We start from the raw sequence: 25,492 nt of genomic DNA on the forward strand, positions 1-25,492 counted from the left end.
TTTCCAAAAAGCTGTCTTATCCGTACGCCTCTAAGCAAGCCCCCTGCACTTTTCTAGTAATCATCTATTGAGTTTTTCTTCTGGAATTCTTATAATGGTTAAGTTAAGAAAAGATCGTGATTGACGACTGGTGAGAAGGAAGAGGTGACGCATGATGGCGGAGGATCGTACTCCTATACGTGTTCGACTAGAGACTGAGATTAAAGACGAAGATCAGAAACAAAACATCGTTGTAGACGAGCCCGGGGATTATGTTCAGAAAGGGAATGCCCATATTATTCGTTTCACAGAGAAAACAGAGGATGAGACGAAAGTGGACAACCTTGTAACCATTCATCCGGACAAAGTCATCATTCGTCGGACGGGTCCTGTACGAATGAATCAGGTATTCCGAGAGAAACAAAGTACGGAAAGTGTGTATCACCATCAGTACGGAAAGTTTCATTTGCAAACCACTACAAAAACGATATCCTTTCAAGAATCTAATGACGTCTTGAAGGGCATGCTGAAAATAAATTACGACTTAGAAGTGAACGGACAACAGAAACAACGTCATCGTTTATCCTTACGATTCAAAGAGGAGGGCCAATCATGAATATTGTTGAACAAACGGAACAAAAGTTAAAAGATGAAATTATACAGGCCGTACTAAAAGCTGAATTAGCAAGTGAAAGTGAATTACCTACTGTCGTTTTAGAAACGCCAAAGGACAAGAGCCACGGCGATTACGCAACGAATATGGCGATGCAACTTGCTCGTGTAGCACGTAAAGCGCCACGCCAGATTGCAGAAGATATAGTAGCGAACTTTGACCAATCAAAAGCATCCATTAAACAAATGGAAATTGCAGGTCCTGGCTTCATTAACTTCTTTATGGATAACCAGTACCTGACAGGCCTTGTGCCAACGATTCTTAAGGCTGGCGAGAGCTATGGTTCAAGTCAGGTCGGAAATGGCCATAAGATTCAGGTAGAGTTCGTATCAGCCAACCCAACAGGCGATCTTCACCTTGGTCACGCACGTGGTGCCTCTGTTGGGGACGCGCTGTGCAACGTTTTAGACAAAGCTGGCTACAATGTAACTCGTGAATATTACATTAACGATGCCGGTAACCAGATCAACAACTTGGCAACGTCCATGGAAGCTCGCTACATGCAAGCGTTAGGTGAAGACTTCCCGATGCCTGAAGATGGGTACAACGGGAAAGATATCATCGAACTTGGAAACAGCCTTGTTCAAGAATATGGCGACGAGTGGAAGCACAAATCAGAAGAAGAGCGTCTGAAATTCTTCCGTGAATACGGACTGAAATATGAACTGAAGAAAATTGAAGATGACCTAGCGATGTACCGCGTTCCGTTCGATGAGTGGTTCTCTGAAACATCTCTCTATGATTCTGGAAAAGTTCAGCAAGCCGTTGAAACATTAAAAGAAAAAGGCTATGTCTACGAACAAGACGGTGCAACATGGTTCCGTACAACGGACTTTGGTGACGATAAAGACCGTGTTCTTATTAAGAATGATGGAAGTTACACGTACCTGACTCCAGACATCGCTTATCACCAAAACAAGTTAGAGCGTGGCTACGAAACGCTTATTAACATCTGGGGAGCCGACCACCATGGGTACATTCCTCGTATGAAAGCAGCGATCCAAGCGCTTGGAAATGACGAGAGCACACTAGAAGTGGAAATCATCCAAATGGTGAACTTGTTCCAAAACGGTGAAAAAGTGAAGATGAGTAAACGTACCGGTAAAGCTGTCACGCTACGTGAACTGATGGACGAAGTAGGAATTGACGCAATGCGTTACTTCTTCAGCATGCGTTCAAGTGACTCTCACCTTGACTTTGATATGGACTTAGCGAAGTCTGAATCAAACGATAACCCGGTGTATTATGTTCAATACGCACACGCGCGTATTTGCAGCATGCTTCGCTCTGCAAAAGAGAAAGGCTTCGAGTTTACAGAGGAAATCGACGGCACTCATCTTTCTTCAGAAAAAGAAGAAGCATTACTCAAACGCCTTGGTGACTTCCCGCAACTAGTAGCAGACGCTGCTGAAAAGCGTATGCCTCACCGCGTGACGCAGTACGTATTTGACTTAGCCTCTGACTTACACAGCTTCTACAACGCTGAGAAAGTGTTAGACACAGAGCAAGTGGAGCGTACACAAGCACGTATGGCCCTAATGGAAGCAACACGCCAAACAATCGAAAACGCCCTAAAACTAATCGGCGTATCCGCACCAGCAAGAATGTAATTCATGAGAAAGAGGGACCTCCCAAAAGGAGGTCCCTCTTTTTACGTTTAGGCTCTGTTAAAGTTGATTGTTGATTTTTTACACGTTACATAAAAGTCCCTAATAAGGAGCACCGGAAAGTGAGAATGTTTCCGTTAGCGCTAGTCTGAGCGTAAGGTGGTTCGGGAAATCACTCGCTTTCCGCGGCGAGCTGGGGAGCCTCCTCGTTCGCTTGCGCTCTCTGTGGGGTCTCCCCTAGGCTCCTTGTGCCGCAGGAGTCTCGCAATTTCCCGAACCACCTTTTTCCATATTTAGAAGAACGGAAACATACCATATTAGAAAATAGAGTTGAATCTACGCGACGCCCCAGCCACCCCAAGCACTAGTCAATAAAGACGGTCCTATCTACACTTAAATGTCTCAGCTTTGGGTATTGAACAAGCCTATAAAATAACAACACTAAACTATAACAGAGCCTACGTTTAAAATAGAATGGTAACCCTATAGAAAAAGGAATATACTAAAACCAACCTACAAGACAAAGGAGACGTAGTTATGAAAATTATCCTTCTTTCCATCGTAACAGGATTTTTCGTTGGTTTTGTATTTGCCCTTTTCAAACTCCCCATCCCAGCCCCACCAGCACTAGCCGGAGTCATGGGCATCGTCGGCATTTACCTCGGCTTCAAAGCCTACGAACAACTCAGTCCCCTCATCGAAAATTTGTTCAAATAATAGGAGATGTTTCTTTGATGGAGGGGATAGCGACTGTGCGGGTCCGTTCACACATTTATCGCTCGGGCTTACTGGGGGCCTGCGAGACTCCCGCGGGGTAAGGAGCCTAGGGGAGACCCCACAGAGAGCGGAAGCGAACGAGGAGGCTTCCCAGCTCCCCGCAGGAAAGCGAGTTGGCCCCCAGTAAGCCCAAGCACTTTTCTGGAAACGGACCTCTCCCCCTTGCTATCTCATCTTCGCTCCAAATAGTCAAAACTCAATCTCGCCGCCACGCACACGCTTCACCCCGCGAATCGCGCTTAAGTCCTCCACAATTTGAAGAAGAGCACGATCTTTTTCCTTCGCCTCAATCATCACATCTAGAACATCCGTCTCCTTTTTACAAGCCTTCAAAAACGGAACGGCAAATTCCGGATCGACAAAGTCGGAATGGGCCCGGTACTTTTCTGTTGATTTAGGAGAAGATAAATGAACTTTAGGGGGATAGCCCGTTCCCTCCCATGTTTTGAACAAACGGGGGAGGAGGGAGGCGTAGTCTTCTTCGCCTGGGTTTGCCATTTCATGATGGTAGTCAAACATCACCGGGAGCCCTGCTTGCTCTGCGGCTGCTAAGGTTTCAGCTGTGGTATACGTTTTATCATCATTTTCAATCGTCATTCGGCTACGTACTTCATCAGGCATTTCGTAAATATTTTGATGGAATCGGTCTAGTGCTGATGATTTATCTCCGTAAGCACCACCAATGTGGATATTGATAAACCCTTCATTTTCAAGACCCATCGCTTCAAGCATCCGGTAGTGGTAAGTCATGTCCGTTACGGCGTTTTCTGTAATATGGGGCTTGTCGCTTGTGAAGACAGTAAATTGGTTCGGGTGGAAGCTAATCCGCTGCCCACTGGCTCTTACAATATCGCCAATCTCTTCCCAGTCCTTCTTAAAAGGCGTAATGAAATCCCAAGCTACCTCCGGGTGCGTAGCGAGGGGGACGATCGAAGATGAGAATCGGTAAAGGGGGATCTCAGCAGCCCGATTAAACCAAAGCGCTCGTTTCGTGTGGTATAAATTTTTAGCAGTCACTTCTAATAGTTTATTCGTTCGTTCTTCTTCGGTCATAGCCGAATAGCGTTTAAACGTTAGCGTCTTTGCAGGGACAGCTTCCCATAACGATAAAGTATGGGAAACGAACCCAAACCGTATGCGCATCCGTGTCATCCTTTCTAAAGCAGCGGCCGGAACAAGCGGGCAATGCCAATTTTAATTTTTGTACGAATGGTATTCAGTTGGAAGATATGCTCTTTAAGTGGCTGGCTGTCTTGTACGTCTTTTAAATAGGCAAGACGCAAGTCCATCACGAAACGGGAATTATGAATAATCGTGTTGACTTCTTTATTTAAGAACAGGCTTCGCCGGTCGAAATTGGCTGTTCCGATATCACAGAGCTGCTGATCAATAATGACAACCTTAGCGTGGTAGAATCCTCGATCAAACATATACACCTCACCACCAGCTTCAATCAATCGCATCATATAGGGCAGTCCTGCTTCTTTGACAAGGGGATGATCGGCTTTCATCGGAACGATGACCTTCACATTGACTCCGCGATCTAACGCGTCAGTGAGGCATTTAAACAACCGTTCACTCGGTATGAAATAAGGGGTGCCGATAAAGATTTCATCTTTCGCCTGACATATGAGGCTTTCAAACACGTCTTCAAGCTGAACGCCATCAGTCGCAGTGATCTCAATCCATTTTTCGCCCTCTGTTTCCGTTGGGAAGGGTTCCTCGTCATGGTGTCCCGTCGCTAAATACCAGTCATCAAAGAAAGTGCATTGAAGATGCTGAACGATGTCACCTAGTAAACGTAGATGGTAATCTCTCCAGTTTCCAAGCTCCGCATCCTTCCCTAAATATTCTCTACCCACATTAAAGCCGCCTATGTAGCCAATGTCTCCATCGATGACCGTAATTTTACGATGGTTCCGTCGTTGTAAACGATAGAAGAAGAAAGGAAATTTGGGTGTTTCGCTAAAAGCAAACTGAACGCCCGACTCCCTTAGGTCTTTAATTATTTTTGAATTAATCCGGAAGCTTCCAACACGGTCAAGTAACAAACGCACTTGAAGCCCTTCTTCAGCTTTTTGCTTCAAGATCTCGAGTAGTTCCTCGCTTATGTCATCGGTTTTAACAATAAAGAACATCATATCAATTGTCTTTTTTGCATGTCGTAAATCCTGAAATAGATCCTGAAACAACGGATCACCAGCTGTGTAAATTTGATATTCACCTGTCGTGCTTTCGAAATTAAGAAAACGAACATTTTTTAAGTGGTGTTTCTTTCCTAATGCATAATCTAATAAGAGTAATCCGATTAACAGTAGGATCGCTGCTAGTACATATATAAAGACCATAAACGGAGATAAGCTCCTTTCAAATAATTAAGCATAGTTTTAGCTTTCCCTGAATTATATAAAAATGAACATAAATAAGAGGGAAAGATGTTGACTGAATGTTCATTCATTCTGTAATATAAGGATATAGATGTCAGAATATTTTTGTGGTTTCGTATAATTCTCTAATGGGGTCTGGAGAAAAGGAAGGCACGCATATAAACAAAGGGGGCGCAGTGAATGGATTTACTGTTGTTGAATTGGATTATGTTCTTAATTGTAACCGCTTACGGTTTGTATTTGTTTGTACGAGTTGTTAGAACGCGCATTGCTTACATTCAGCTTGGTAAGAAAATGGATTTTGATCTGCAGTTGAAAGAACGTCTGCGGGATATTATGGTCTATGTGTTTGGTCAGAAGAAATTGTTGAAAGACAAAAAATCAGGCGCCATTCACGTCATGATGTTTTATGGATTTATTTTAGTCCAATTTGGGGCAATTGATTTTATTATTAAAGGTCTTGGGAAAGAAAGTCATCTGCCGCTTGGACCGATCTATCCTGGATTTACGTTTTTCCAGGAGCTTGTGACGTTAACGATTATTACAGCCGTTGTATGGGCCTTTTACCGTCGTTACGTTGAGAAATTAGTCCGCCTAAAGCGGGGTCTGAAAGCAGGACTCGTCCTGATTTTTATTGGGACATTAATGGTTTCTGTGTTACTTGGAAACGGAATGGAGATTATTTGGCACAATGAAGACCTTACATGGTCAGAGCCAGTAGCCTCAGGAATCGCCTTTTTACTTAGCTGGATTGGAGAAACAGCAGCAGCTGCCATCTTCTTTATTTCCTGGTGGGTTCACCTACTCATTTTACTTACATTCCTTGTGTACGTGCCTCAATCGAAGCACGCTCACTTGTTAGCAGGACCTGTTAACGTATTTATGGCGAGAGACAAACGTGCAGGGAAGCTTCAGAAGATCGACTTTGATATCGAAGGAGAAGACGAAGAAGAAGTTTCCTTCGGGGCAGGGAAGATTGAAGACTTCTCTTATCTGCAAATGATTGACTTATATGCCTGTGTAGAATGCGGACGCTGTACCAATGCCTGTCCGGCAACGGGTACAGGGAAGATGCTTTCTCCGATGGACTTAATTATTAAGCTTCGTGATCATTTAACGGAGAAGGGAGCATCGGTCACAGGGAAGTCACCATGGGTGCCAACGTATGCTTTTCAGAATACAAATGGCAATCAACTGGCTCAAATGGCGAAAGCTTCTCAGAACGAAACCGCAGCAAGCTTAGAGAATGTGGAAACAACAAGTTTGATCGGTGACGTCATCACAGAAGAAGAGATCTGGGCATGTACAACGTGCCGTAACTGTGAAGATCAGTGTCCGGTCATGAATGAACATGTCGACAAAATCATCGACCTTCGTCGTTATCTTGTTCTAACAGAAGGAAAGATGGACCAGGATGCTCAGCGTGCAATGATGAATATTGAGCGCCAGGGGAACCCTTGGGGTCTTTCTAAGAAAGAGCGTGAGAACTGGAAGAAAGAAGACGAAGCGGTTCGCATTCCAACTGTTAAAGAACTGCAAAAAGATGGAGAAGAATTTGAATACCTTTTCTGGGTAAGTTCAATGGGATCCTACGACAATCGTTCACAGAAGATCGCCATGTCCTTCGCTCGTTTGTTAAACGAAGCTGGCGTGAAGTTTGCCATCCTTGGTAACAAAGAACGGAACTCAGGGGACACAGCTCGTCGTCTTGGAAACGAATTCCTATTCCAGGACCTTGCAGAGAAAAACATTAAAGAATTTGAGAAAGCTGAAGTGAAGAAGATTGTTACAATTGATCCGCATGCTTATAACGTATTTAAAAATGAGTATCCGGACTTTGGATTTGAAGCTGAAGTGTATCACCATACAGAGCTGTTAGCGGAACTAGTGAAAGATGGCCGCTTAAAGCCAACGCATGAAGTGAAAGAAAAGATTACGTACCACGATTCTTGTTACCTGGGCCGATATAACGAAGTGTACGAACCACCTCGTGATATCTTAAAACAAATTCCTGGTGTTGAAGTCGTTGAAATGCAGCGTAATCGCCAAAATGGTATGTGTTGTGGTGCTGGTGGCGGCTTAATGTGGTCTGAAGAGAAAACAGGAAACCGCGTCAATGTGGCACGTACAGAACAAGCGCTAAAAGTAGATCCAACCACGATCTCCAGTGGCTGTCCGTTCTGTCTGACCATGTTAAGTGATGGAACGAAAGCGAAAGAAGTCGAAGAAGATGTATCGACAGAAGATGTGGCTGAAATCTTAGCTCGCTCGATTTTTGGTTCAGAAAAAGAGGAACAAACGGCTTAATTGTCGAAATAGAGTGACAACAAGGTGTGGCGTCCAAATGTCTTGGGCGCCCCCTCATTCTTTTATAAACCAGGTCTCTTGAAGAGGGATGGGATTCTTTATGAGCAGTCGTTGAACGAGCGTTCAATCGAGTTCCGAAACAGGGGTCGACATGGACAGTTTTTTGGGTGTTTTGTAAGCGTTATCAAAAAAGGGGAGGAATCATGAATGGCAAAGACAGTTATTGTAGCGGGAGCACGCACACCTTTTGGTAAATTGGGAGGTTCAATTAGTTCGTTAACAGCATCAGAACTTGGCGGTACAGCGATTAAGGCGACGTTGGAGCGAGCGAACTTCAAACCTGAAGATGTTGGGGAAGTCATTATGGGGACGGTTCTTCAGGGAGGACAGGGACAAATTCCTTCACGTCAAGCGGCCCGCCACGCTGGCATTCCTTGGGAAGTGAAAACAGAAACGATTAACAAAGTATGTGCTTCTGGCATGCGTTCAGTAACACTTGGCGATCAGTTAATTCGCTTAGGAGATGAACAGGTTATTGTAGCCGGAGGCATGGAAAGCATGTCGAACGCGCCTTACTTCCTTCCGAAAGCACGATGGGGCTTCCGTATGGGAGACCAGAAAGTGAAAGATATGATGGTTCATGACGGATTGACGTGTTCCTTCGAAGGCGTGCATATGGGGAATTACGGCAACAACACGGCGAACAAATATGAAGTGAGCCGGGAAGCACAAGATGAGTGGGCGTACCGTTCTCATCAACGTGCCGTTAAAGCGATGGAAGATGGAAAGATGGCAGAAGAAATTACGAAAGTAGAAGTCCCTCAGCGTAAAGGGGATCCAATCGTTGTGGATCAGGATGAGGCTCCTCGTAAAGATACATCGGTGGAAGCATTAGCGAAATTGCGTCCTGTATTTGATCCAAATGGCACCATTACAGCAGGAAATGCGCCAGGGGTAAACGATGGGGCCGGAGCGATGTTACTCATGTCAGATGAGTACGCCAAGGAAAAGGGCTATACACCTCTTGCGACCGTTATCGGGCATGCAGAAGTTGCCGTTGAAGCGCAGGACTTCCCGGAAACACCAGGAAAAGTTATCAATGCCATTTTAGAGAAGACAGGCAAATCGATTGATGAGATCGATCTGTTTGAAGTCAATGAAGCCTTTGCGGCTGTGTCCCTTGCAAGTGGTAAGATTGCGGGCCTTGATGAAGAGAAAGTGAATGTAAACGGAGGCGCCGTTGCGTTAGGTCACCCGATCGGAGCGAGTGGAGCAAGAATTATCCTGACGCTCATGTACGAATTAAAACGTCGTGGTGGCGGAACAGGTATTGCAGCCATTTGTAGCGGTGGCGGCCAAGGCGACGCGATTATGATTGAAGTACCGAAACAGTAAGACGGGGAGGCTTTAATAAAATGAATGTGAAAACCATGATGGTGATAGGTGCCGGTCAAATGGGAGCTGGCATCGCCCAGGTCTTTGCACAGGCCGGGTTTCAGGTGAAATTAAACGATCTTTCAGAAGACGCGCTTGAAAAGGGGCGAAGCGGAATTGAGAAGAGGCTTTCCCGCGCTGTTGAGAAAGAACGCATGACAGAGGGAGAAAAGGCGGCGACACTTGAGCGACTCCAGACGACAACAAAGCTTGAAGACAGCTTCGATTGTGATCTTGTCATCGAAGCGGTGGTGGAGAACATGGACGTGAAGACGAAAGTATTCCAGACGCTCGACGCCCACGCTCCTTCACACGCGATTCTGGCGTCGAATACGTCCTCATTACCGATCACAGAAATTGCCGCTGTCACGGAGCGTCCTTCTCAAGTTATTGGAATGCACTTTATGAATCCAGTTCCGGTAATGAAGCTTGTGGAGATTATTCGCGCCTTGCAAACAAGTGATGAGACCTACGAAGCCATTGAAACCATTACAAAGCAATTAAGTAAGACGCCGGTAGAGGTTAATGACTTTCCTGGTTTTGTCTCGAACAGGGTCTTGATGCCGATGATTAATGAAGCCATTTACACCGTTTACGAAGGAGTGGCGACACCGGAGGCGGTGGATGATGTGATGAAGCTTGGTATGAATCATCCGATGGGGCCGCTTACGCTCGCTGATTTTATCGGTCTTGATACGTGCTTATATATCATGGAGGTTCTTCATGAAGGATTCGGAGACAGCAAGTACCGCCCATGTCCACTCCTTCGTCAGTACGTGAAAGCAGGATGGCTTGGGAAGAAGTCAGGTCGGGGGTTTTACCAGTACAGCTAGGAGGTTAAAGCATGAACCTACAATTTACAGAAGAACAACAAATGATGCGCAAAATGGTCCGTGACTTTGCCGAACGTGAAGTGGCTCCTGCTGTAGAGAGGATGGAGAAAGAAGACCGTTTTCCAGAAGAACTTATAAAGAAAATGGGAGAGCTTGGTTTGATGGGCATTCCCATTCCTGAACAATATGGCGGTGCCGGAATGGACTTCACGTCTTACATTACTGCGATCCATGAGTTATCCCGTGTGAGTGGATCTGTTGGAGTTATCTTATCCGTGCATACATCTGTTGGAACGAACCCAATCCTTTATTTCGGCACAGAAGAGCAGAAGAAGACCTATATCCCGAAGCTTGCTTCAGGGGAATACGTCGGAGCTTTTGCTCTGACCGAACCGGGAGCTGGATCTGATGCCGGAGGCCTTCGAACGAGGGCTATTAAAGACGGGGATCATTATGTGTTAAATGGATCCAAAGTGTTTATCACGAATGGAACGAACGCCAACACCTTTATTGTTTTTGCCAGGACAGATCCTGAAGCAGGGTCAAAAGGCATTTCGGCTTTCATCGTCGAGCGGGAAACTCCTGGATTTGAAGTGGGGAAGAAAGAGAAGAAAATGGGCATGCACGGGTCGGGAACTGTACAGCTCAATTTCGATCAGTGTCGCATTCGGTCCGGTCAGCTCCTTGGTGAAGAAGGAGAAGGCTTTAAGATTGCGATGGCGAACCTTGATATTGGCCGAATTGGAATCGCGGCTCAATCGCTTGGCATTTTAGAAGCAGCGGTTGAACAGTCGGTAGCCTATGCGAAAGAGCGGGAGCAATTTGGGAAGCCAATCGCACAGCAACAAGGCGTTTCGTTCAAATTAGCGGACATGGCAACAGCGCTTGAAGCTTCGAAACTATTAACCTATAATGCCGCCTCTCTTAGATCCTCAGGTATTGCGTGTGGAAAAGAAGCGTCAATGGCGAAGCGATATGCATCAGAAGCAGCTATGAACGCAAGCATTGAAGCCGTTCAGATCCACGGAGGATATGGATATACAGAAGATTACGATGTAGAACGGTTATTCCGGGATGCGAAAGTATGTGAGATTTACGAAGGAACAAATGAAATTCAGCGTATGGTCATTAGCAAACATTTATTAGCGAAGTAACGGAGGGGAACGAGGATGAATTTTCAATTAACCGAAGAGCAAGAAATGCTTCGTAAAATGGTACGGGATTTTGCGAAGAATGAAGTAGAACCAACAGCAGCAGAACGTGATGAAGAGGAACGCTTTGACCGTGAGATTTTTGACAAAATGGCTGAGCTTGGCCTGACAGGAATTCCATGGCCTGAGGAATACGGGGGGATCGGTTCTGATTATGTAAGCTATGTGATTGCTGTAGAAGAATTATCCCGCGTATGTGCCTCAACTGGGGTTACGCTATCGGCTCACATTTCACTTGCAAGCTGGCCGCTATTTAAATACGGAAACGAAGAACAGAAGAAAACATACTTAGCTGAACTTGCTCGTGGGGAGAAGCTTGGGGCTTATGCCTTATCAGAACCAGGAGCCGGATCAGATGTCGCGTCGATGCGAACATCAGCTAGAAAAGATGGCGATCACTACGTGTTAAACGGAAGCAAGGTGTGGATTACAAACGGCGGAGTGGCAGATACCTATATCGTATTTGCGAAAACAGATGCCGATGCCAAGCATAAAGGCATTAGTGCCTTTATCGTTGAAAAAGGAACTCCTGGATTTACGTTCGGGAAGAAAGAGAAGAAGCTCGGTATTCGTTCTTCTCCTACAACAGAGTTGATTTTTGAAGAGTGTAAAGTTCCGGCTAAAAATATGCTTGGGGCTGAAGGAGATGGCTTTAAGATTGCGATGACCACACTCGATGGCGGAAGAAACGGGATTGCAGCTCAAGCTCTTGGTATCGCACAAGGCGCCCTTGATGCGTCAGTTGGGTATGCGAAAGAGCGCGAACAATTCGGTAAGCCGATTGCAGCGAACCAGGGCGTTTCGTTCAAGCTGGCAGATATGGCAACGGATATCGAAGCAGCGAGACTCCTAACCTATCAGGCTGCCTGGCTCGAGTCAGAAGGCAAAGCATACGGGAAAGCTTCTGCTATGTCGAAACTGTTTGCAGGGGACGCGGCGATGCGGATTACGGTCGAAGCGGTGCAAGTCTTCGGAGGCTATGGCTATACGAAAGACTACCCGGTTGAGCGCTACATGCGTGATGCGAAGATTACGCAAATCTATGAAGGTACAAATGAAATCCAGCGTCTTGTTATTGGACGTATGCTGACGAAAGAATAGAAAGGAAGGTTCGATGCACGAGCTAGCTGAACGCATTCAGGCAGGGGATATCCGGGCAATGGCAAAGGCAATTACGTTAGTGGAGAATAACCATCCTGATAAATTGGAGCTTCTCAGTGATGTATTTTCTATTAAGAAAAACGCTCATTATATTGGCATTACAGGCTCACCTGGTGCTGGGAAAAGCTCGCTCGTCAATCGGCTTCTGACCCACTTGCGGGAGCTCGGATTAACAGTAGCGGTCATTGCTGTTGATCCTACGAGCCCGTTTAGCGGGGGCGCATTGTTAGGTGACCGGATTCGGATGCAGCAACACTTCACAGATCCTGGCATCTTTATTCGTAGCATGGCCACGCGTGGCAGTCTTGGTGGTTTATCACGAGCTACGAAAGACTCGATTCGGGTCTGTGATGCTTTCGGGTTTGATGTTGTGTTAGTCGAAACGGTGGGAGTCGGCCAGTCCGAGCTTGATATTATGAAAGTCGTGGATACGACAGCGGTTGTACTCACTCCGAACAGCGGAGACGTGTTGCAAATGTTTAAAGCCGGGATTATGGAAATTGCAGACCTCTTCGTAGTAAACAAGGCAGACCTCCCTGGAGTCAGGAAGTTAAAAGTACAGCTTGAGGAGCTGCTGATGATCTCCCACGGGGAGTGGATGAACCCTATTGTTGAGACCGTTTCGACAGAGAATAAAGGAATCGATACGCTCTGGCGTTCCATGACAGAGCACCTGGCATACTTAAAGGAAACAGAGGCAGGGATAGAAAAGCGGAAAGACCAGCTTGAATTAGAGGTCTATGACCTGATCCGAGAAGAATTGTGGAAGGATATACAGACATTCGTCGAAGCGGACGAGGAGAAGCAGAAACAGCTCCGGGAAGAGAATCTCGATCCGTATGAACTGGCCGGTGAATGGCTGAAAGAATGGAAGCAGCGGGGAAGGATGGGGAGTTCGTGACGAAAAAGGTGCCGACGTCGATTAAAGATGAACGATTAATTAAAAAGCGACGCGACCAAATGATTAAGGGAGCAGTGGCTTTATTTAAAGAAAAAGGCTTTCACAAAACAACTACGCGCGAACTGGCGAAAGCCTCTGGATTCAGCATCGGAACGCTGTACGAGTATATTCGTACGAAAGAAGATGTGTTGTTTCTCGTCTGTGATTTCATCTATGAACACGTTAAAGAACGTATGGAAGCCGTTATTGATATGAATGAAACGGGGATGGACAGTCTCGAGCGAGCGATTCGCTCTTATTTTCAGCTAATGGATGACATGCAGGATGAAGTCGTTGTGATGTATCAGGAAGTGAAGTCCCTTCCTAAAGATGCGCAGGACTACGTGTTGCAAAAAGAGCGCGATATGCTCCATATGATTGAATGTGTCATCGAGAATAGCTTGTCAGACCCCATTGAAGAGAAAGATCGAAAACTATTAGCCAATAACATCTTCGTTCAGGGACAGATGTGGGGATTCAGACGCTGGGTCCTCCAGAAAGAATTTACACTCCAATCGTATACAGAGCGACAGATGCATTTTTTGTTTCAAGGATTATCACTTTCAGAGCCTATATAAATAGGAGGGAATGGAAATGGAACAAGTACAAATCTATCAGCCAAAGAACGCCGTTCGTTTCGTAACGGCTTCAAGCTTGTTTGATGGGCACGATGCGTCAATTAACATTATGCGCCGCATCCTTCAGTCAAGCGGGGCTGAAGTGATTCATCTCGGTCACAACCGTTCGGTGGAAGAAGTCGTGAACGCGGCGATTCATGAAGATGCGCAAGGGATTGCGATCTCTTCGTACCAGGGTGGTCACGTAGAATATTTCAAATACATGATCGATTTACTTCGAGAAAAAGGTGCCACGCATATACGTGTATATGGAGGCGGAGGGGGAGTTATTATACCTCGTGAGATCGCAGAGCTTCACGAATACGGCGTATCACGCATCTTCTCGCCGGAAGATGGGCGAGAGTACGGGCTTCAAGGCATGATTAATAGAATGCTAGAAGAGTGTGATTTCGTAACCCCACTCGATTTAGATACAGCGACAGAAAGTCTAAAAAGCGGCAATCCCCAAGCGATCGCCCGCTTTATTACGTATGTAGAAAACTCGGACCACGCTCATGAGGAAGTCGCTTCTGCTGTTGAACAACTACTAGCAACAGAGCCCTCACAAGCGCCTGTCCTTGGCATTACCGGAACAGGCGGAGCCGGGAAGAGCTCGCTGACAGATGAACTCATTCGTCGCTTCTTAAATGAAATCCCAGATAAGAAAGTAGCGATTCTATCCGTAGACCCGACTAAGAAGAAGACCGGCGGAGCGCTTTTAGGGGACCGTATTCGAATGAACGCGATCTTCTCAGACCGTGTGTATATGCGCTCACTCGCAACTCGTGACTCAAGAAGCGAACTATCGAAATCCATTCAAGAAGCCATTGATGTTGTAAAAGTGGCAGGCTTTGACCTTATCATCGTTGAAACAAGCGGGATCGGTCAGGGAGATGCTGCGATTACGGATGTAACGGACCTTTCGATGTATGTGATGACAGCTGAATTTGGTGCCCCTTCACAACTTGAGAAGATTGATATGATTGACTTTGCTGATTTCATCGTCATTAATAAATTTGAGCAAAAAGGTTCTGAAGATGCGTTAAGGCAGGTCCGTAAGCAGTATGAGCGCAGTCACGGTCTGTTTCATCAGGACCCTTTATCGTTTCCGGTCTATGGAACGATTGCAAGCCAGTTTAACGATCCCGGAACGAACACGCTGTTTGCAGCTCTTGTAGATAAGTTGAATGAAACATATAGCTGGGAAGAGGGAACATCGTTTGAACGAGTGACAGAGGTTGAGAAACAGAACTTGATTATCCCTCCGGAGCGCCGTCAATATTTACGGGACATCGTTCAATCGGTCAGGGGCTATCATGAAATGGCCCAGAACCAAAGCGAAGTGGCACGCAAATGGTACCAGTTAAAAGGGGCAGTCAGTGCGATCGAGAATGAAGAGATCCGCGAGCATGTGGATGAAATGGCTTCGTTTTATGAGTTGAAATTGCAGCCTGACCTTAAGAAAATGCTTGAGAACTGGGACGATACGAAAGAGCGCTACGCTCAGGATAAGATGACCTTCAAAGTGCGTGATAAGGAAATTACAATGGACCTTAACACAGAGACGCTGTCCGGGCTTAAGATTCCAAAGGTCGCGCTCCCTCATTACCAGGACTTTGGCGATCGTTTACTGTGGATGCTTAAAGAAAACGTACCGGGTGCTTTCCCGTTCACAGCCGGAGTGTTTCCGTTTAAGCGGAAAGGGGAGGACCCAACCCGTCAGTTTGCCGGTGAAGGCACACCTGAACGAACGAACCGTCGTTTTCACTATTTATCAGAAGGCGAACCTGCGAAGCGCTTAAGTACTGCTTTCGATTCCGTAACGCTTTACGGTGAAGACCCGGATGAACGTCCGGATATCTACGGAAAAGTCGGGGAAAGTGGCGTTTCGATTTGTACACTAGAAGATATGAAGAAGCTGTATGACGGATTTGATTTATGCGAACCAACCACATCCGTATCAATGACGATCAACGGACCGGCGCCGATCATACTTGCGATGTTCTTTAACACAGCCGTTGACCAGCAGCTTGAGAAGTTTAAAGAACAAGAAGGTCGCACGCCATCGGCTGAGGAATATGAAAGAATACGAGAAGAAACCCTTTCTATTGTAAGGGGAACGGTGCAGGCGGATATTTTAAAAGAGGATCAAGGACAGAACACATGTATCTTCTCAACTGAATTCGCCCTACGTATGATGGGAGATATTCAGCAGTACTTCATCGACCATGAGGTGCGCAACTATTACTCTGTATCGATTTCTGGTTACCATATTGCAGAAGCAGGGGCGAACCCGATTACGCAGCTCGCCTTTACACTTGCGAATGGATTTACCTATGTGGAGTACTATTTAAGCCGGGGCATGGATATTAATAAATTTGCTCCGAACCTTTCGTTCTTCTTCTCGAATGGTCTCGACCCTGAGTATACCGTTATTGGTCGGGTAGCTCGCCGAATTTGGGCGATTGTCATGCGCGATAAGTACGGTGCAAATGAACGAAGTCAGAAGTTAAAGTATCATATCCAAACGTCAGGCCGATCCCTGCACGCTCAAGAAATTGACTTTAACGACATTCGTACGACGCTGCAGGCACTCATCGCTATACAAGATAACTGTAACTCTCTTCATACGAATTCCTATGACGAAGCGATCACGACGCCTACGGAAGAATCCGTTCGCCGTGCGATGGCGATTCAAATGATCATCAACAAAGAATTCGGATTAACGAAGAATGAGAACTCTTTACAAGGCTCGTTCGTTGTTGAAGAGCTGACAGACCTTGTGGAAGAAGCGGTTATGCAGGAGTTTGAACGCATGAATGATCGCGGGGGTGTCCTTGGTGCGATGGAACGACAGTACCAGCGTGGAAAGATTCAGGAAGAGTCTCTCTATTATGAAGGGAAGAAACATAGCGGAGAGTTGCCGATCGTTGGCGTGAATACGTATCTGAATCCAAACCCATCGTCTGAAGATGACATTAACTCCATGCAGCTTGCGCGAGCTGCAAAAGAAGAGAAGATGCATCAGATCACTTCTTTACGAGAATTCCAAGGGAAACATGAGAATGAAACGGAAGCCGCTTTAGCACAATTAAAGCAAGTCGCCGCGAGCGGTGGCAACATCTTCGAAGAATTAATGAAAACCGTAAGAGTCGCAAGCCTTGGCCAGATCACAAACGCCCTATACGAAGTCGGCGGCCAATACCGCCGCAACATGTAAACCACAAAAGGGGAACCCAAAAAGGTTCCCCTTTCTCACGCTCTAACGCAGCAGAGCAGTGAAGGGTGTCAGACACGCTGTAGTGGGGTAGAGCAATAAAGGGTGTCAGACACCCTGCTGTGCTGTAGTGTGCTAAAGGAAGCGTCCTTCACATGAAAAAACTCGGCGAAACTCTAGCATAAACAATATTGAATTGTTTATAATGTATGATATGGTTGAAACCGAACAACGTAGAATTTATACTATTATGTTATGATGAGTAAATATTTGATATAAAGGGAGTGCTGTACGTGAGCTTTAAAAACTATAGCCACGACGAGATTGCTGAAATGTCTATGCTAGAAATCGCGCATGAGATCTTACTTGACGAAAAGCAAGCGCTGGATTTTCAAGACCTATTCAATAAAATTAGCGAGATTAAAGGACTTTCCAAAGAAGAGAAAACGGATCGTATTGCTCAATTCTTTACGGATTTAAATACAGATGGCCGTTTCCTTACGATTGGTTCCAACATGTGGGGACTGAAGCGTTGGTATCCTGTTGAACAAGCTGAAGAAGAAATTCAAGCTCCTGTTAAGAAGAAAAAGAAAGCTGCTCCTAAGAAGAAAAAAGCTGCAGCTCCTGTTGAAGAAGAAGAGGAAGACATCGAAGAAGAAGAGATCGAAGATGATCTTGATCTAGATGACGAAGAACTTGACCTCGACGAAGACGGGGAAGAGAACAGTGGTTTAGATGGAGACTACGATCTAGCTGAAGATGAAGACACAGATCCAAGCTATGACGACGATGAGGAAAAGAATCTCTACGATGATGACGAAGAAGACGACGATGATGATGATGAAGAGGAAGACAAAAACGAAGATTTATAAGCGTTCTTGACTTTCTTTCCTGAAGTCAGTATTATTTTATTTGGGCTCTCTAAAAGAGATCGGAAACTAAAGCGCTCCCGTTAGATTTAACGGGAGCGCTTTTCTATTTTATAAAAAGATAATGAAATGTATAGCATATAAGTATCGAAGACCTCCTGAGGATTAAATAAAGGAAGAGGGATGACGAAATGGCAGAAACGAAATATATCTTTGTAACCGGTGGGGTTGTATCTTCTCTTGGGAAAGGGATCACAGCAGCATCACTTGGTCGTCTATTGAAAAACCGAGGATTAAAAGTAACGATTCAAAAGTTTGACCCATATATCAACGTAGACCCGGGTACAATGAGTCCGTATCAGCACGGTGAAGTTTTCGTAACAGAAGATGGAGCAGAAACCGACTTAGACCTTGGACACTATGAGCGTTTTATCGATATTAACTTAAGCCAATACAGCAACGTTACAACAGGTAAAATCTATTCTACTGTCATCAAGAAAGAGCGTCGTGGTGATTATTTAGGAGGAACGGTTCAGGTCATTCCTCACATCACGAATGAGATTAAAGAACGCGTTTTCCGTGCCGGTAAAGAAACAAATGCTGACGTTGTTATTACGGAGATCGGCGGAACGGTAGGGGATATCGAATCTCTTCCATTCCTAGAAGCCATCCGTCAGATTAAGAGTGACATCGGAAAAGAAAACGTGATGTACCTGCATTGTACGCTAGTGCCTTATATTAAAGCAGCAGGTGAAATGAAAACAAAACCAACCCAACACTCGGTGAAAGAATTGCGTTCTCTTGGAATTCAGCCAGACGTTATCGTGCTTCGTACAGAAATGCCAATTAGCCAGGATATGAAGAATAAAATTGCGCTATTCTGTGACATTAACGAGAATTCCGTTATTGAAGCTGGAGATGCGGAAACGCTATATGACGTACCACTTATGCTACAGGACCAGCGCCTTGATCAAATTACGTGTGACCACTTTGGCTTAAGCTGCGGAGAAGCAGATATGACAGAATGGAACGGTTTAGTTGATCGAGTGAAAAACTTAAAATCTGAAACAACAATCGCTTTAGTTGGTAAGTATGTAGAATTACCAGATGCGTATATTTCTGTTGTCGAAGCACTGAAACACGCAGGCTATGCCTTTGATAGTGATATTAAAATTGACTGGGTAAACTCAGAAGAAGTAACAGCAGCAAACGTTGATGAGAAACTTTCCCACGCTGACGGCATTTTAGTACCAGGTGGATTTGGTGACCGCGGCATTGAAGGTAAAATCGAAGCGATTCGCTACGCGCGTGAGCAGAAAGTTCCGTTCTTAGGAATCTGCTTAGGTATGCAGCTAGCAACGGTTGAATTTGCTCGTAACGTACTTGGCTACAGCGGTGCTCACTCTGCTGAGATCGACCCAACAACGGCTCACCCAATCATTGACCTTCTACCTGAACAGAAAGATGTAGAAGATATGGGCGGCACACTTCGTTTAGGCGTATACCCTGCCAAGCTTACTGCAGGTACTCGTACGAAAGAAGCGTACGGTGAAGAAGTGATTTATGAGCGTCACCGTCACCGCTATGAATTCAACAACCAGTACCGTGAAGAAATGGAAAACCAAGGCTTCCTATTCTCAGGGACAAGCCCAGATGGCCGCCTTGTAGAAATCATCGAACTTCAAGACCACCCTTGGTTCGTTGCATCCCAGTTCCACCCAGAGTTCAAATCTCGTCCGACAAACCCACAAAGCCTATTCCACGGCTTCGTAGGAGCATGTCAGAAATAAAACCACTAAAAAGCCTGCCGATCACCCGGCAGGCTTTTTTTACCCTATTCACTTTAACGCTGTAAAGAACAGCAGGGTGTCAGACACCCTGCACACTGGTAAAGCGCTAAATCGTGTCAAACACCCTGCACTTCATTAAAGCACTAAACGGTGTCTGACACGCACCATCCCTTCACCGCATAGAAGTGTTAGTCGATGTCGTATTCGTCGGTGATTTCTTTGACGGTGACGAAGAGGGCGTGGTGGACATATAGCATGGCTATGGTGCTTGGGAAGCCGACGCGCTCCATTTCAAATGGGAGAAGCGGTCCTTTTGCTCTGGTGTTAATAAAGAAATCCGCTTGCTCTTTAGCTGGATTGTCCTCTTTTGTCTCAGCAGCAATAAGAATAGCTTCCGCACCTTGCTCTTGCACATCCTTGATGAACGATAAAGCATTCTCATCGTCTGCAAAGCGAGAAGCAACAATTACGCGATCGAGATGACTTAAGGAGACAGAAGGGTCATAAACGTGCTGTTTCGGCAAAGGTTCAGGACCTGATTGCACTTCAGATTCAATGGCAACCATTTCACCAAATCCTTTCACATAAATCCGACCATCCCCCACAACAGCTTGTGATAAAGAACGGGCAACATCTTCTATTTGAAATTCTTCCTTCTCATGAATCCCTCTGAAAAGGCCGGTAATTTGAGTAGCTAGCATTTTAAGCAACGGGTTTTCCTCCTTTTAGCATGAACTCGTTCATATTGTATCGGCTTTTAAACTTTCCGTAAAATAATAGAGCAAAAGGGAATATTAGGGTTTTCGGAAAAAGCATGCAGGAATTCGCTATTCTTTAAGCGAATTGACATAATGTAAAGGTCATACATAAATTAAAGGATTAAACACTTGGACGGAGGGGAACTATGACGAAGTCAGTATTAGTGGTTGATGATCAACCTGGAATACGCATGCTATTAAGAGAAGTACTGAAAACGATGGAACTAAACGTAATCGAAGCAAAAACAGGGCAAGAAGCAGTCGATTTCGTCAAAGAACAACATCCAGACCTTTTACTATTAGATTATAAGTTACCGGTTAAAGATGGTCTTGAAGTACTGGATGAATTACAAGCAGAGAACTATCAAATTCCTGCTGTACTTATGAGTGGATTATCAGAAGATGATCTGCAGGGGGCTCACTCACACTCCCTTGTAAAAACGGTTATTTCGAAGCCTTTTAACGTACAAGAAATTAGGGAGATTATTTTGAATATTTTGCATTAGACCGGCGTTTGCAGGAAAAATGTTTATGTAAGCGCTAACGTTTAATTGGGCTGTTGCACCAGTGGTATGGACTTGGTATGCTATGTAAGGAAAAGGTGTTAAATTCCTATGTCAGAGAATTGGAACGTATGATGGTGTAAACACTATACGATGTGATTCTGTGAAAGTATATAAAGGAGGACTAGTCCATGCCGCTAGTATCAATGAAAGAAATGTTAGAAACGGCTAAAGAAAACCGTTATGGTGTTGGCCAATTTAACCTAAACAACTTGGAGTACGCTCAAGCGATTCTTCAGGCTGCTGAAGAAGAGAAATCTCCAGTAATCTTAGGTGTATCTGAAGGCGCAGCACGTTACATGGGTGGCTTCAAAGTTGTTGTATCAATGGTAGAAGCACTTATGGAATCTTACGGTACAACAGTTCCAGTTGCGATTCACTTAGACCACGGTTCTAGCTTCGAAAAATGTGCGGAAGCAATCCACGCTGGTTTCACATCTGTAATGATCGATGCTTCTCATGATCCTTTAGAAGAAAACATCGCTGTTACGAAGAAAGTTGTTGAATTAGCTCATATCCACGGTGTATCTGTTGAAGCAGAACTTGGCCGTGTTGGTGGTCAGGAAGACGATCTAATCGTTGACGATGCTGAAGCAGCATACGCAATTCCATCTGAGTGTAAGCAACTTGTTGATGAAACAAACGTTGACGTATTCGCTCCAGCATTAGGTTCTGTTCACGGACCTTACAAAGGTGAACCTAACCTAGGCTTCGACCGTATGGAAGAAATCATGGGTCTTGTAGACAAGCCTCTAGTTCTTCATGGTGGTACTGGAATCCCAACTGCTGACATTCAAAAAGCAATCTCCTTCGGTACTGCGAAAATTAACGTAAACACTGAGAACCAAGTATCCCAAGGTAAAGCGATTCGCGAAGTTCTTGCTGAAAAGCCTGACCTTTACGATCCTCGTAAATACATGGGTCCTGGTCGCGACGCGATCAAAGCAACTGTAATCGGCAAAATGCGCGAATTCGGTTCTTCTCAGAAGGCATAGTAAACAAAAGAGTAACCGCCGCTAGTTCGGCGGTTTCCTTTTATATAAAATGAAAACGTTTTAAATGGCGAAAGTACTAGTTATATAGATCTAAAGAGTGGTTTCTGTTCACTTAAATGGGAAGTGAACAGCTCACATAAATAATTGCACATCATTAGGGGAGGAAATTCACATGAAATTTTTTATCGACACAGCGAACATTGACGAAATCCGCGAGGCAAACGCATTAGGAATCCTAGCAGGAGTTACAACAAACCCTTCACTAGTTGCGAAAGAGAAAAACGTTTCGTTTCATGACCGTTTAAAAGAAATCACAGATGAAGTAGAAGGATCTGTAAGCGCAGAAGTTATGGCAGAAGATGCAGAAGGAATGTTGCGCGAAGCAGAGGAATTAGTAAAGATTGCACCGAATATTACAATTAAGGTTCCAATGACGCTTGAAGGACTAAAAGCTGTTAAGAAATTATCAGAAAAGGGCGTTAAAACAAACGTAACGCTTATCTTTAATGCCAACCAAGCGCTTTTAGCTGCGCGCGCTGGTGCCACATACGTATCACCATTCTTAGGTCGCCTGGATGACATCGGTCAAAACGGGATGGACTTAATCGCGCAAATCGCAGAGATTTTCGACCGTCACAGCATTGATTCAGAAATTATCGCTGCATCTGTTCGTCATCCAATGCACGTAACAGAAGCCGCTTTACATGGTGCGCATATTGCGACTATTCCATTGAAAGTTATTACTCAGTTAGTAAAACATCCACTAACTGATCAAGGTATTGAAAAGTTCAAGAACGATTGGAATAAATAAATCGTGCATGAACTTGGAAATATTGTGCAAAATAAGCCTAATCTAAAATAGGCTTTACATGAAAGAAGGGAGTCCGTCATGGAAAAATTGCTTGTTGAAGGAGGTCACTCTCTCAAAGGGAAGGTACGCGTCAGCGGAGCGAAGAACAGTGCGGTCGCATTACTACCGGCTGCTATTCTAGCTGAATCACCTGTAACAATTGAGGGGTTACCGAATATTTCTGATGTTGACACTCTAAGCCACTTACTGCAGGAAATAGGAGGGCGCGTTTCTAAACGTGGCCAAGATATTTATATTGATCCTTCAGACATGATCTCGATGCCCCTGCCAAACGGACGGGTAAAGAAGCTTCGCGCTTCTTACTACTTTATGGGGGCGATGTTAGGTCGCTTTAAGAAAGCTGTAATCGGCTTACCTGGAGGATGCCATTTAGGTCCTCGCCCAATTGACCAGCACATTAAAGGTTTTGAAGCTCTTGGGGCTCAAGTTACCAATGAGCAAGGAGCAATTTACCTTAGAGCAGAAGAATTACGTGGAGCACGCATTTACCTTGATGTGGTGAGTGTTGGTGCAACCATTAACATTATGCTTGCAGCTGTAAAGGCAAAAGGGAAAACGATTATTGAAAATGCTGCTAAGGAACCGGAGATTATTGATGTTGCGACTCTTTTAACTAGCATGGGGGCTAAAATTAAAGGAGCAGGAACAGATGTGATTCGTATTGAGGGCGTTGACCATTTAAGTGGCTGCCAGCATACGATCATTCCGGACCGTATTGAAGCAGGGACGTATACAATCATGGCAGCGGCTAAGGGAGAGGAAGTCATTATTGATAATGTCATCCCTCTACACTTAGAATCCTTGATTGCGAAATTAAGAGAGATGGGGATTGTAGTGGAAACCGGAGATGATCAACTCCTTGTCAGACGTTCAAATCCTTTGACAAGCGTGGATATTAAGACACTCGTCTATCCAGGGTTCCCGACGGATCTCCAGCAGCCTTTTACCTCACTTTTAACACAAGCAAGAGGGACAGGCGTTGTAACGGATACGATTTATCAAGCACGCTTTAAACACATTGATGAACTGCGTCGTATGAATGCAGACATCAAAGTGGAAGGAAGTTCGGCCATTGTAAATGGGCCGATAACCCTTCAAGGGGCTAAGGTAAAAGCAAGCGACTTACGAGCAGGTGCTGCTCTTGTCGCAGCAGGTTTAATGGCGAACGGCGTAACAGAAATCACAGGTCTTGAACACATCGACCGGGGATATGAGAACTTAGTAGAGAAACTCTCTGACCTTGGTGCTGTGATCTGGCGTGAGAAAATGACTGAAGCCGAAATCGAACAATTTCAAAATTCTTAAACGTGTGTTCCATGGAGATGTGGGTGATCAACCAACGTAAAGCGTGAGGGGAGAGGCTCTTGTGGGAGGGAGCTTCTCTTAAGCCACGCTTACAAACAAGGGGAGGAATTACCATGGAAAGAAGTTTAACGATGGAATTAGTACGCGTCACAGAGGCCGCGGCGCTTGCGTCAGCGCGCTGGATGGGACGAGGAAAGAAAGATGAAGCGGATGACGCAGCCACAAGCGCTATGCGTGACGTCTTTGATACAATTCCAATGAAAGGCACAGTGGTGATCGGAGAAGGGGAAATGGACGAGGCTCCTATGCTTTATATAGGAGAGAAGCTCGGAAATGGATACGGCCCCCGTGTCGATGTAGCGGTTGATCCTTTAGAAGGAACCAACATCGTGGCACAAGGGACGTGGAATGCACTTTCTGTTCTCGCTGTAGCTGATCATAGTAAACTTCTTCACGCACCAGATATGTACATGGAGAAACTAGCCGTTGGACCGGAGGCAGTCGGCTTAGTCGACATTAATGCTTCCGTTGAAGAGAATTTAAAGGCAGTGGCAAAAGCCAAGAACAAAGATGTCGAGGATGTTGTGGCCATTGTATTGAACAGAAAGCGTCACGAAGGGTTGATCGAAGAGATCAGACAGGCGGGCGCACGCATTAAGCTCATTTCTGATGGAGATGTAGCAGCGGCGATCAATACAGCATTCGATCATACAGGCGTAGATATTTTGTTCGGAAGCGGAGGAGCTCCAGAAGGCGTTTTAGCAGCAGCCGCTCTGAAATGTTTAGGTGGAGAAATTCAAGGGAAATTACTCCCGGAGAACGCTGAACAAGAAGAACGTTGTATGAAGATGGGCATCGATGATATTCACAAAGTGTTACATATGGATGACTTTTGTGGAGGCGACGACGCCATTTTCGCCGCAACAGGCGTTACAGATGGTGAATTGCTCAGAGGTGTACAGTTCAAAGGTGTGCATGCGACGACCCAAACGGTTGTCATGCGCGCGAAATCAGGAACGGTTCGCTTTATAGATGGCGACCATTCTCTGAAAAAGAAACCAAATCTAGTAATTAAACCATAAAAAAGATAGACTAAGCGACTGCTTCATCACGTATGAGTAGTCGCTTACCTATTCATAAAGAACTTCTTCTTCTACTCTTAAAAATCACTCTCATAAAGGGTGCGCTCATTTTTTTT

The 25,492-nt window shown here is 45.2% G+C and carries 21 protein-coding genes; 18 read left to right on the plus strand and 3 right to left on the minus strand.

Annotated elements, in window-relative coordinates; translation table 11 throughout:
- The first annotated feature begins 151 nt into the window (after window positions 1-151).
- From LQ226_RS09720 to LQ226_RS09730, 3 genes are all read left to right on the plus strand, one after another.
- Window positions 152-595 carry a YwiB family protein gene (locus LQ226_RS09720; RefSeq protein WP_231417701.1) on the plus strand — a complete coding sequence of 148 codons (444 nt, stop codon included), beginning with the start codon at window positions 152-154 and terminating at the stop codon, window positions 593-595.
- On the plus strand, window positions 592-2,262 hold the full coding sequence (gene argS / locus LQ226_RS09725) for an arginine--tRNA ligase (RefSeq protein ID WP_231417702.1): 1,671 nt from the start codon (window positions 592-594) through the stop codon (window positions 2,260-2,262). Before LQ226_RS09720 ends, argS begins: the two co-directional genes overlap by 4 nt.
- Before the next feature lie 534 nt (window positions 2,263-2,796).
- The gene (locus tag LQ226_RS09730) at window positions 2,797-2,976 is read left to right on the plus strand and encodes a XapX domain-containing protein (protein ID WP_231417703.1); all 180 of its coding nucleotides are present in this window, start codon (window positions 2,797-2,799) and stop codon (window positions 2,974-2,976) included.
- 249 nt (window positions 2,977-3,225) lie between these two features.
- On the opposite strand, the gene uvsE is transcribed toward LQ226_RS09730, so the two are convergent.
- Window positions 3,226-4,179, minus strand: a complete 954-nt coding sequence (uvsE, locus tag LQ226_RS09735) for a UV DNA damage repair endonuclease UvsE (protein ID WP_231417704.1) — start codon at window positions 4,177-4,179, stop codon at window positions 3,226-3,228.
- A gap of 14 nt (window positions 4,180-4,193) precedes the next feature.
- On the minus strand, window positions 4,194-5,384 hold the full coding sequence (gene cls / locus LQ226_RS09740) for a cardiolipin synthase (RefSeq protein ID WP_231417705.1): 1,191 nt from the start codon (window positions 5,382-5,384) through the stop codon (window positions 4,194-4,196).
- 219 nt (window positions 5,385-5,603) lie between these two features.
- Between cls and LQ226_RS09745 the strand changes: the two genes are divergently transcribed.
- From LQ226_RS09745 to LQ226_RS09790, 10 genes are all read left to right on the plus strand, one after another.
- Window positions 5,604-7,730 (plus strand): (Fe-S)-binding protein, encoded by a 2,127-nt coding sequence (locus LQ226_RS09745; protein ID WP_231417706.1) that lies wholly within the window; start codon window positions 5,604-5,606, stop codon window positions 7,728-7,730.
- 207 nt (window positions 7,731-7,937) lie between these two features.
- Entirely contained in the window at window positions 7,938-9,125 is a 1,188-nt protein-coding gene (locus LQ226_RS09750) for an acetyl-CoA C-acetyltransferase (RefSeq protein WP_231417707.1), read from the plus strand.
- 20 nt (window positions 9,126-9,145) lie between these two features.
- Entirely contained in the window at window positions 9,146-9,997 is an 852-nt protein-coding gene (locus LQ226_RS09755; RefSeq protein WP_231417708.1) for a 3-hydroxybutyryl-CoA dehydrogenase, read from the plus strand.
- Window positions 9,998-10,008: 11 nt separating this feature from the next.
- The gene (locus tag LQ226_RS09760) at window positions 10,009-11,151 is read left to right on the plus strand and encodes an acyl-CoA dehydrogenase (protein ID WP_231417709.1); all 1,143 of its coding nucleotides are present in this window, start codon (window positions 10,009-10,011) and stop codon (window positions 11,149-11,151) included.
- Window positions 11,152-11,166: 15 nt separating this feature from the next.
- The gene (locus tag LQ226_RS09765) at window positions 11,167-12,309 is read left to right on the plus strand and encodes an acyl-CoA dehydrogenase (protein WP_231417710.1); all 1,143 of its coding nucleotides are present in this window, start codon (window positions 11,167-11,169) and stop codon (window positions 12,307-12,309) included.
- A 13-nt stretch (window positions 12,310-12,322) separates the two neighbouring features.
- Window positions 12,323-13,270: a methylmalonyl Co-A mutase-associated GTPase MeaB gene (gene meaB, locus LQ226_RS09770; RefSeq protein WP_231417711.1), complete on the plus strand. Its 948-nt coding sequence runs from the start codon at window positions 12,323-12,325 to the stop codon at window positions 13,268-13,270.
- Window positions 13,225-13,887: a TetR/AcrR family transcriptional regulator gene (locus LQ226_RS09775; protein ID WP_231417712.1), complete on the plus strand. Its 663-nt coding sequence runs from the start codon at window positions 13,225-13,227 to the stop codon at window positions 13,885-13,887. Before meaB ends, LQ226_RS09775 begins: the two co-directional genes overlap by 46 nt.
- Window positions 13,888-13,903: 16 nt before the next feature.
- Complete coding sequence (icmF, locus tag LQ226_RS09780) at window positions 13,904-17,146, plus strand: fused isobutyryl-CoA mutase/GTPase IcmF (RefSeq protein WP_231417713.1); 3,243 nt, start codon at window positions 13,904-13,906, stop codon at window positions 17,144-17,146.
- Between the two features lie 290 nt (window positions 17,147-17,436).
- Window positions 17,437-18,015, plus strand: a complete 579-nt coding sequence (gene rpoE, locus LQ226_RS09785; protein WP_231417714.1) for a DNA-directed RNA polymerase subunit delta — start codon at window positions 17,437-17,439, stop codon at window positions 18,013-18,015.
- 188 nt (window positions 18,016-18,203) lie between these two features.
- Complete coding sequence (locus LQ226_RS09790) at window positions 18,204-19,802, plus strand: CTP synthase (RefSeq protein WP_231417715.1); 1,599 nt, start codon at window positions 18,204-18,206, stop codon at window positions 19,800-19,802.
- Window positions 19,803-19,990: 188 nt separating this feature from the next.
- Here LQ226_RS09790 and LQ226_RS09795 read toward each other — a convergent pair whose 3' ends face one another.
- Window positions 19,991-20,503, minus strand: a complete 513-nt coding sequence (locus LQ226_RS09795) for a DUF2529 family protein (RefSeq protein ID WP_231417974.1) — start codon at window positions 20,501-20,503, stop codon at window positions 19,991-19,993.
- Window positions 20,504-20,706: 203 nt separating this feature from the next.
- Between LQ226_RS09795 and LQ226_RS09800 the strand changes: the two genes are divergently transcribed.
- From LQ226_RS09800 to glpX, 5 genes are all read left to right on the plus strand, one after another.
- Window positions 20,707-21,066, plus strand: coding sequence for a response regulator (locus tag LQ226_RS09800; RefSeq protein WP_231417716.1), 360 nt, complete (start codon window positions 20,707-20,709; stop codon window positions 21,064-21,066).
- Window positions 21,067-21,254: 188 nt separating this feature from the next.
- A complete protein-coding gene (gene fba, locus LQ226_RS09805; protein ID WP_231417717.1) occupies window positions 21,255-22,118 on the plus strand; it encodes a class II fructose-1,6-bisphosphate aldolase in 864 nt (287 codons plus the stop codon).
- A gap of 172 nt (window positions 22,119-22,290) precedes the next feature.
- Window positions 22,291-22,929 (plus strand): fructose-6-phosphate aldolase, encoded by a 639-nt coding sequence (gene fsa / locus LQ226_RS09810; RefSeq protein WP_231417718.1) that lies wholly within the window; start codon window positions 22,291-22,293, stop codon window positions 22,927-22,929.
- A gap of 78 nt (window positions 22,930-23,007) precedes the next feature.
- Window positions 23,008-24,294 carry a UDP-N-acetylglucosamine 1-carboxyvinyltransferase gene (locus LQ226_RS09815; protein ID WP_231417719.1) on the plus strand — a complete coding sequence of 429 codons (1,287 nt, stop codon included), beginning with the start codon at window positions 23,008-23,010 and terminating at the stop codon, window positions 24,292-24,294.
- 113 nt (window positions 24,295-24,407) lie between these two features.
- The gene (gene glpX / locus LQ226_RS09820) at window positions 24,408-25,376 is read left to right on the plus strand and encodes a class II fructose-bisphosphatase (RefSeq protein WP_231417720.1); all 969 of its coding nucleotides are present in this window, start codon (window positions 24,408-24,410) and stop codon (window positions 25,374-25,376) included.
- Window positions 25,377-25,492 lie beyond the last annotated feature (116 nt).

Origin of the sequence: Pontibacillus sp. HN14 (assembly GCF_021129245.1) — a bacterium.
Taxonomy (GTDB): domain Bacteria; phylum Bacillota; class Bacilli; order Bacillales; family BH030062; genus Pontibacillus.

What these genes read in the sequence shown, in the direction of transcription:
- LQ226_RS09720 (WP_231417701.1), top strand. Translation starts at nt 152, where the DNA reads ATGATGGCGGAGGATCGTACTCCTATACGTGTTCGACTAGAGACTGAG.
- argS (WP_231417702.1), top strand. Translation starts at nt 592, where the DNA reads ATGAATATTGTTGAACAAACGGAACAAAAGTTAAAAGATGAAATTATA.
- LQ226_RS09730 (WP_231417703.1), top strand. Translation starts at nt 2,797, where the DNA reads ATGAAAATTATCCTTCTTTCCATCGTAACAGGATTTTTCGTTGGTTTT.
- uvsE (WP_231417704.1), bottom strand. Translation starts at nt 4,179, where the DNA reads ATGCGCATACGGTTTGGGTTCGTTTCCCATACTTTATCGTTATGGGAA.
- cls (WP_231417705.1), bottom strand. Translation starts at nt 5,384, where the DNA reads ATGGTCTTTATATATGTACTAGCAGCGATCCTACTGTTAATCGGATTA.
- LQ226_RS09745 (WP_231417706.1), top strand. Translation starts at nt 5,604, where the DNA reads ATGGATTTACTGTTGTTGAATTGGATTATGTTCTTAATTGTAACCGCT.
- LQ226_RS09750 (WP_231417707.1), top strand. Translation starts at nt 7,938, where the DNA reads ATGGCAAAGACAGTTATTGTAGCGGGAGCACGCACACCTTTTGGTAAA.
- LQ226_RS09755 (WP_231417708.1), top strand. Translation starts at nt 9,146, where the DNA reads ATGAATGTGAAAACCATGATGGTGATAGGTGCCGGTCAAATGGGAGCT.
- LQ226_RS09760 (WP_231417709.1), top strand. Translation starts at nt 10,009, where the DNA reads ATGAACCTACAATTTACAGAAGAACAACAAATGATGCGCAAAATGGTC.
- LQ226_RS09765 (WP_231417710.1), top strand. Translation starts at nt 11,167, where the DNA reads ATGAATTTTCAATTAACCGAAGAGCAAGAAATGCTTCGTAAAATGGTA.
- meaB (WP_231417711.1), top strand. Translation starts at nt 12,323, where the DNA reads ATGCACGAGCTAGCTGAACGCATTCAGGCAGGGGATATCCGGGCAATG.
- LQ226_RS09775 (WP_231417712.1), top strand. Translation starts at nt 13,225, where the DNA reads ATGGCTGAAAGAATGGAAGCAGCGGGGAAGGATGGGGAGTTCGTGACG.
- icmF (WP_231417713.1), top strand. Translation starts at nt 13,904, where the DNA reads ATGGAACAAGTACAAATCTATCAGCCAAAGAACGCCGTTCGTTTCGTA.
- LQ226_RS09790 (WP_231417715.1), top strand. Translation starts at nt 18,204, where the DNA reads ATGGCAGAAACGAAATATATCTTTGTAACCGGTGGGGTTGTATCTTCT.
- LQ226_RS09795 (WP_231417974.1), bottom strand. Translation starts at nt 20,503, where the DNA reads ATGCTAGCTACTCAAATTACCGGCCTTTTCAGAGGGATTCATGAGAAG.
- LQ226_RS09800 (WP_231417716.1), top strand. Translation starts at nt 20,707, where the DNA reads ATGACGAAGTCAGTATTAGTGGTTGATGATCAACCTGGAATACGCATG.
- fba (WP_231417717.1), top strand. Translation starts at nt 21,255, where the DNA reads ATGCCGCTAGTATCAATGAAAGAAATGTTAGAAACGGCTAAAGAAAAC.
- fsa (WP_231417718.1), top strand. Translation starts at nt 22,291, where the DNA reads ATGAAATTTTTTATCGACACAGCGAACATTGACGAAATCCGCGAGGCA.
- LQ226_RS09815 (WP_231417719.1), top strand. Translation starts at nt 23,008, where the DNA reads ATGGAAAAATTGCTTGTTGAAGGAGGTCACTCTCTCAAAGGGAAGGTA.
- glpX (WP_231417720.1), top strand. Translation starts at nt 24,408, where the DNA reads ATGGAAAGAAGTTTAACGATGGAATTAGTACGCGTCACAGAGGCCGCG.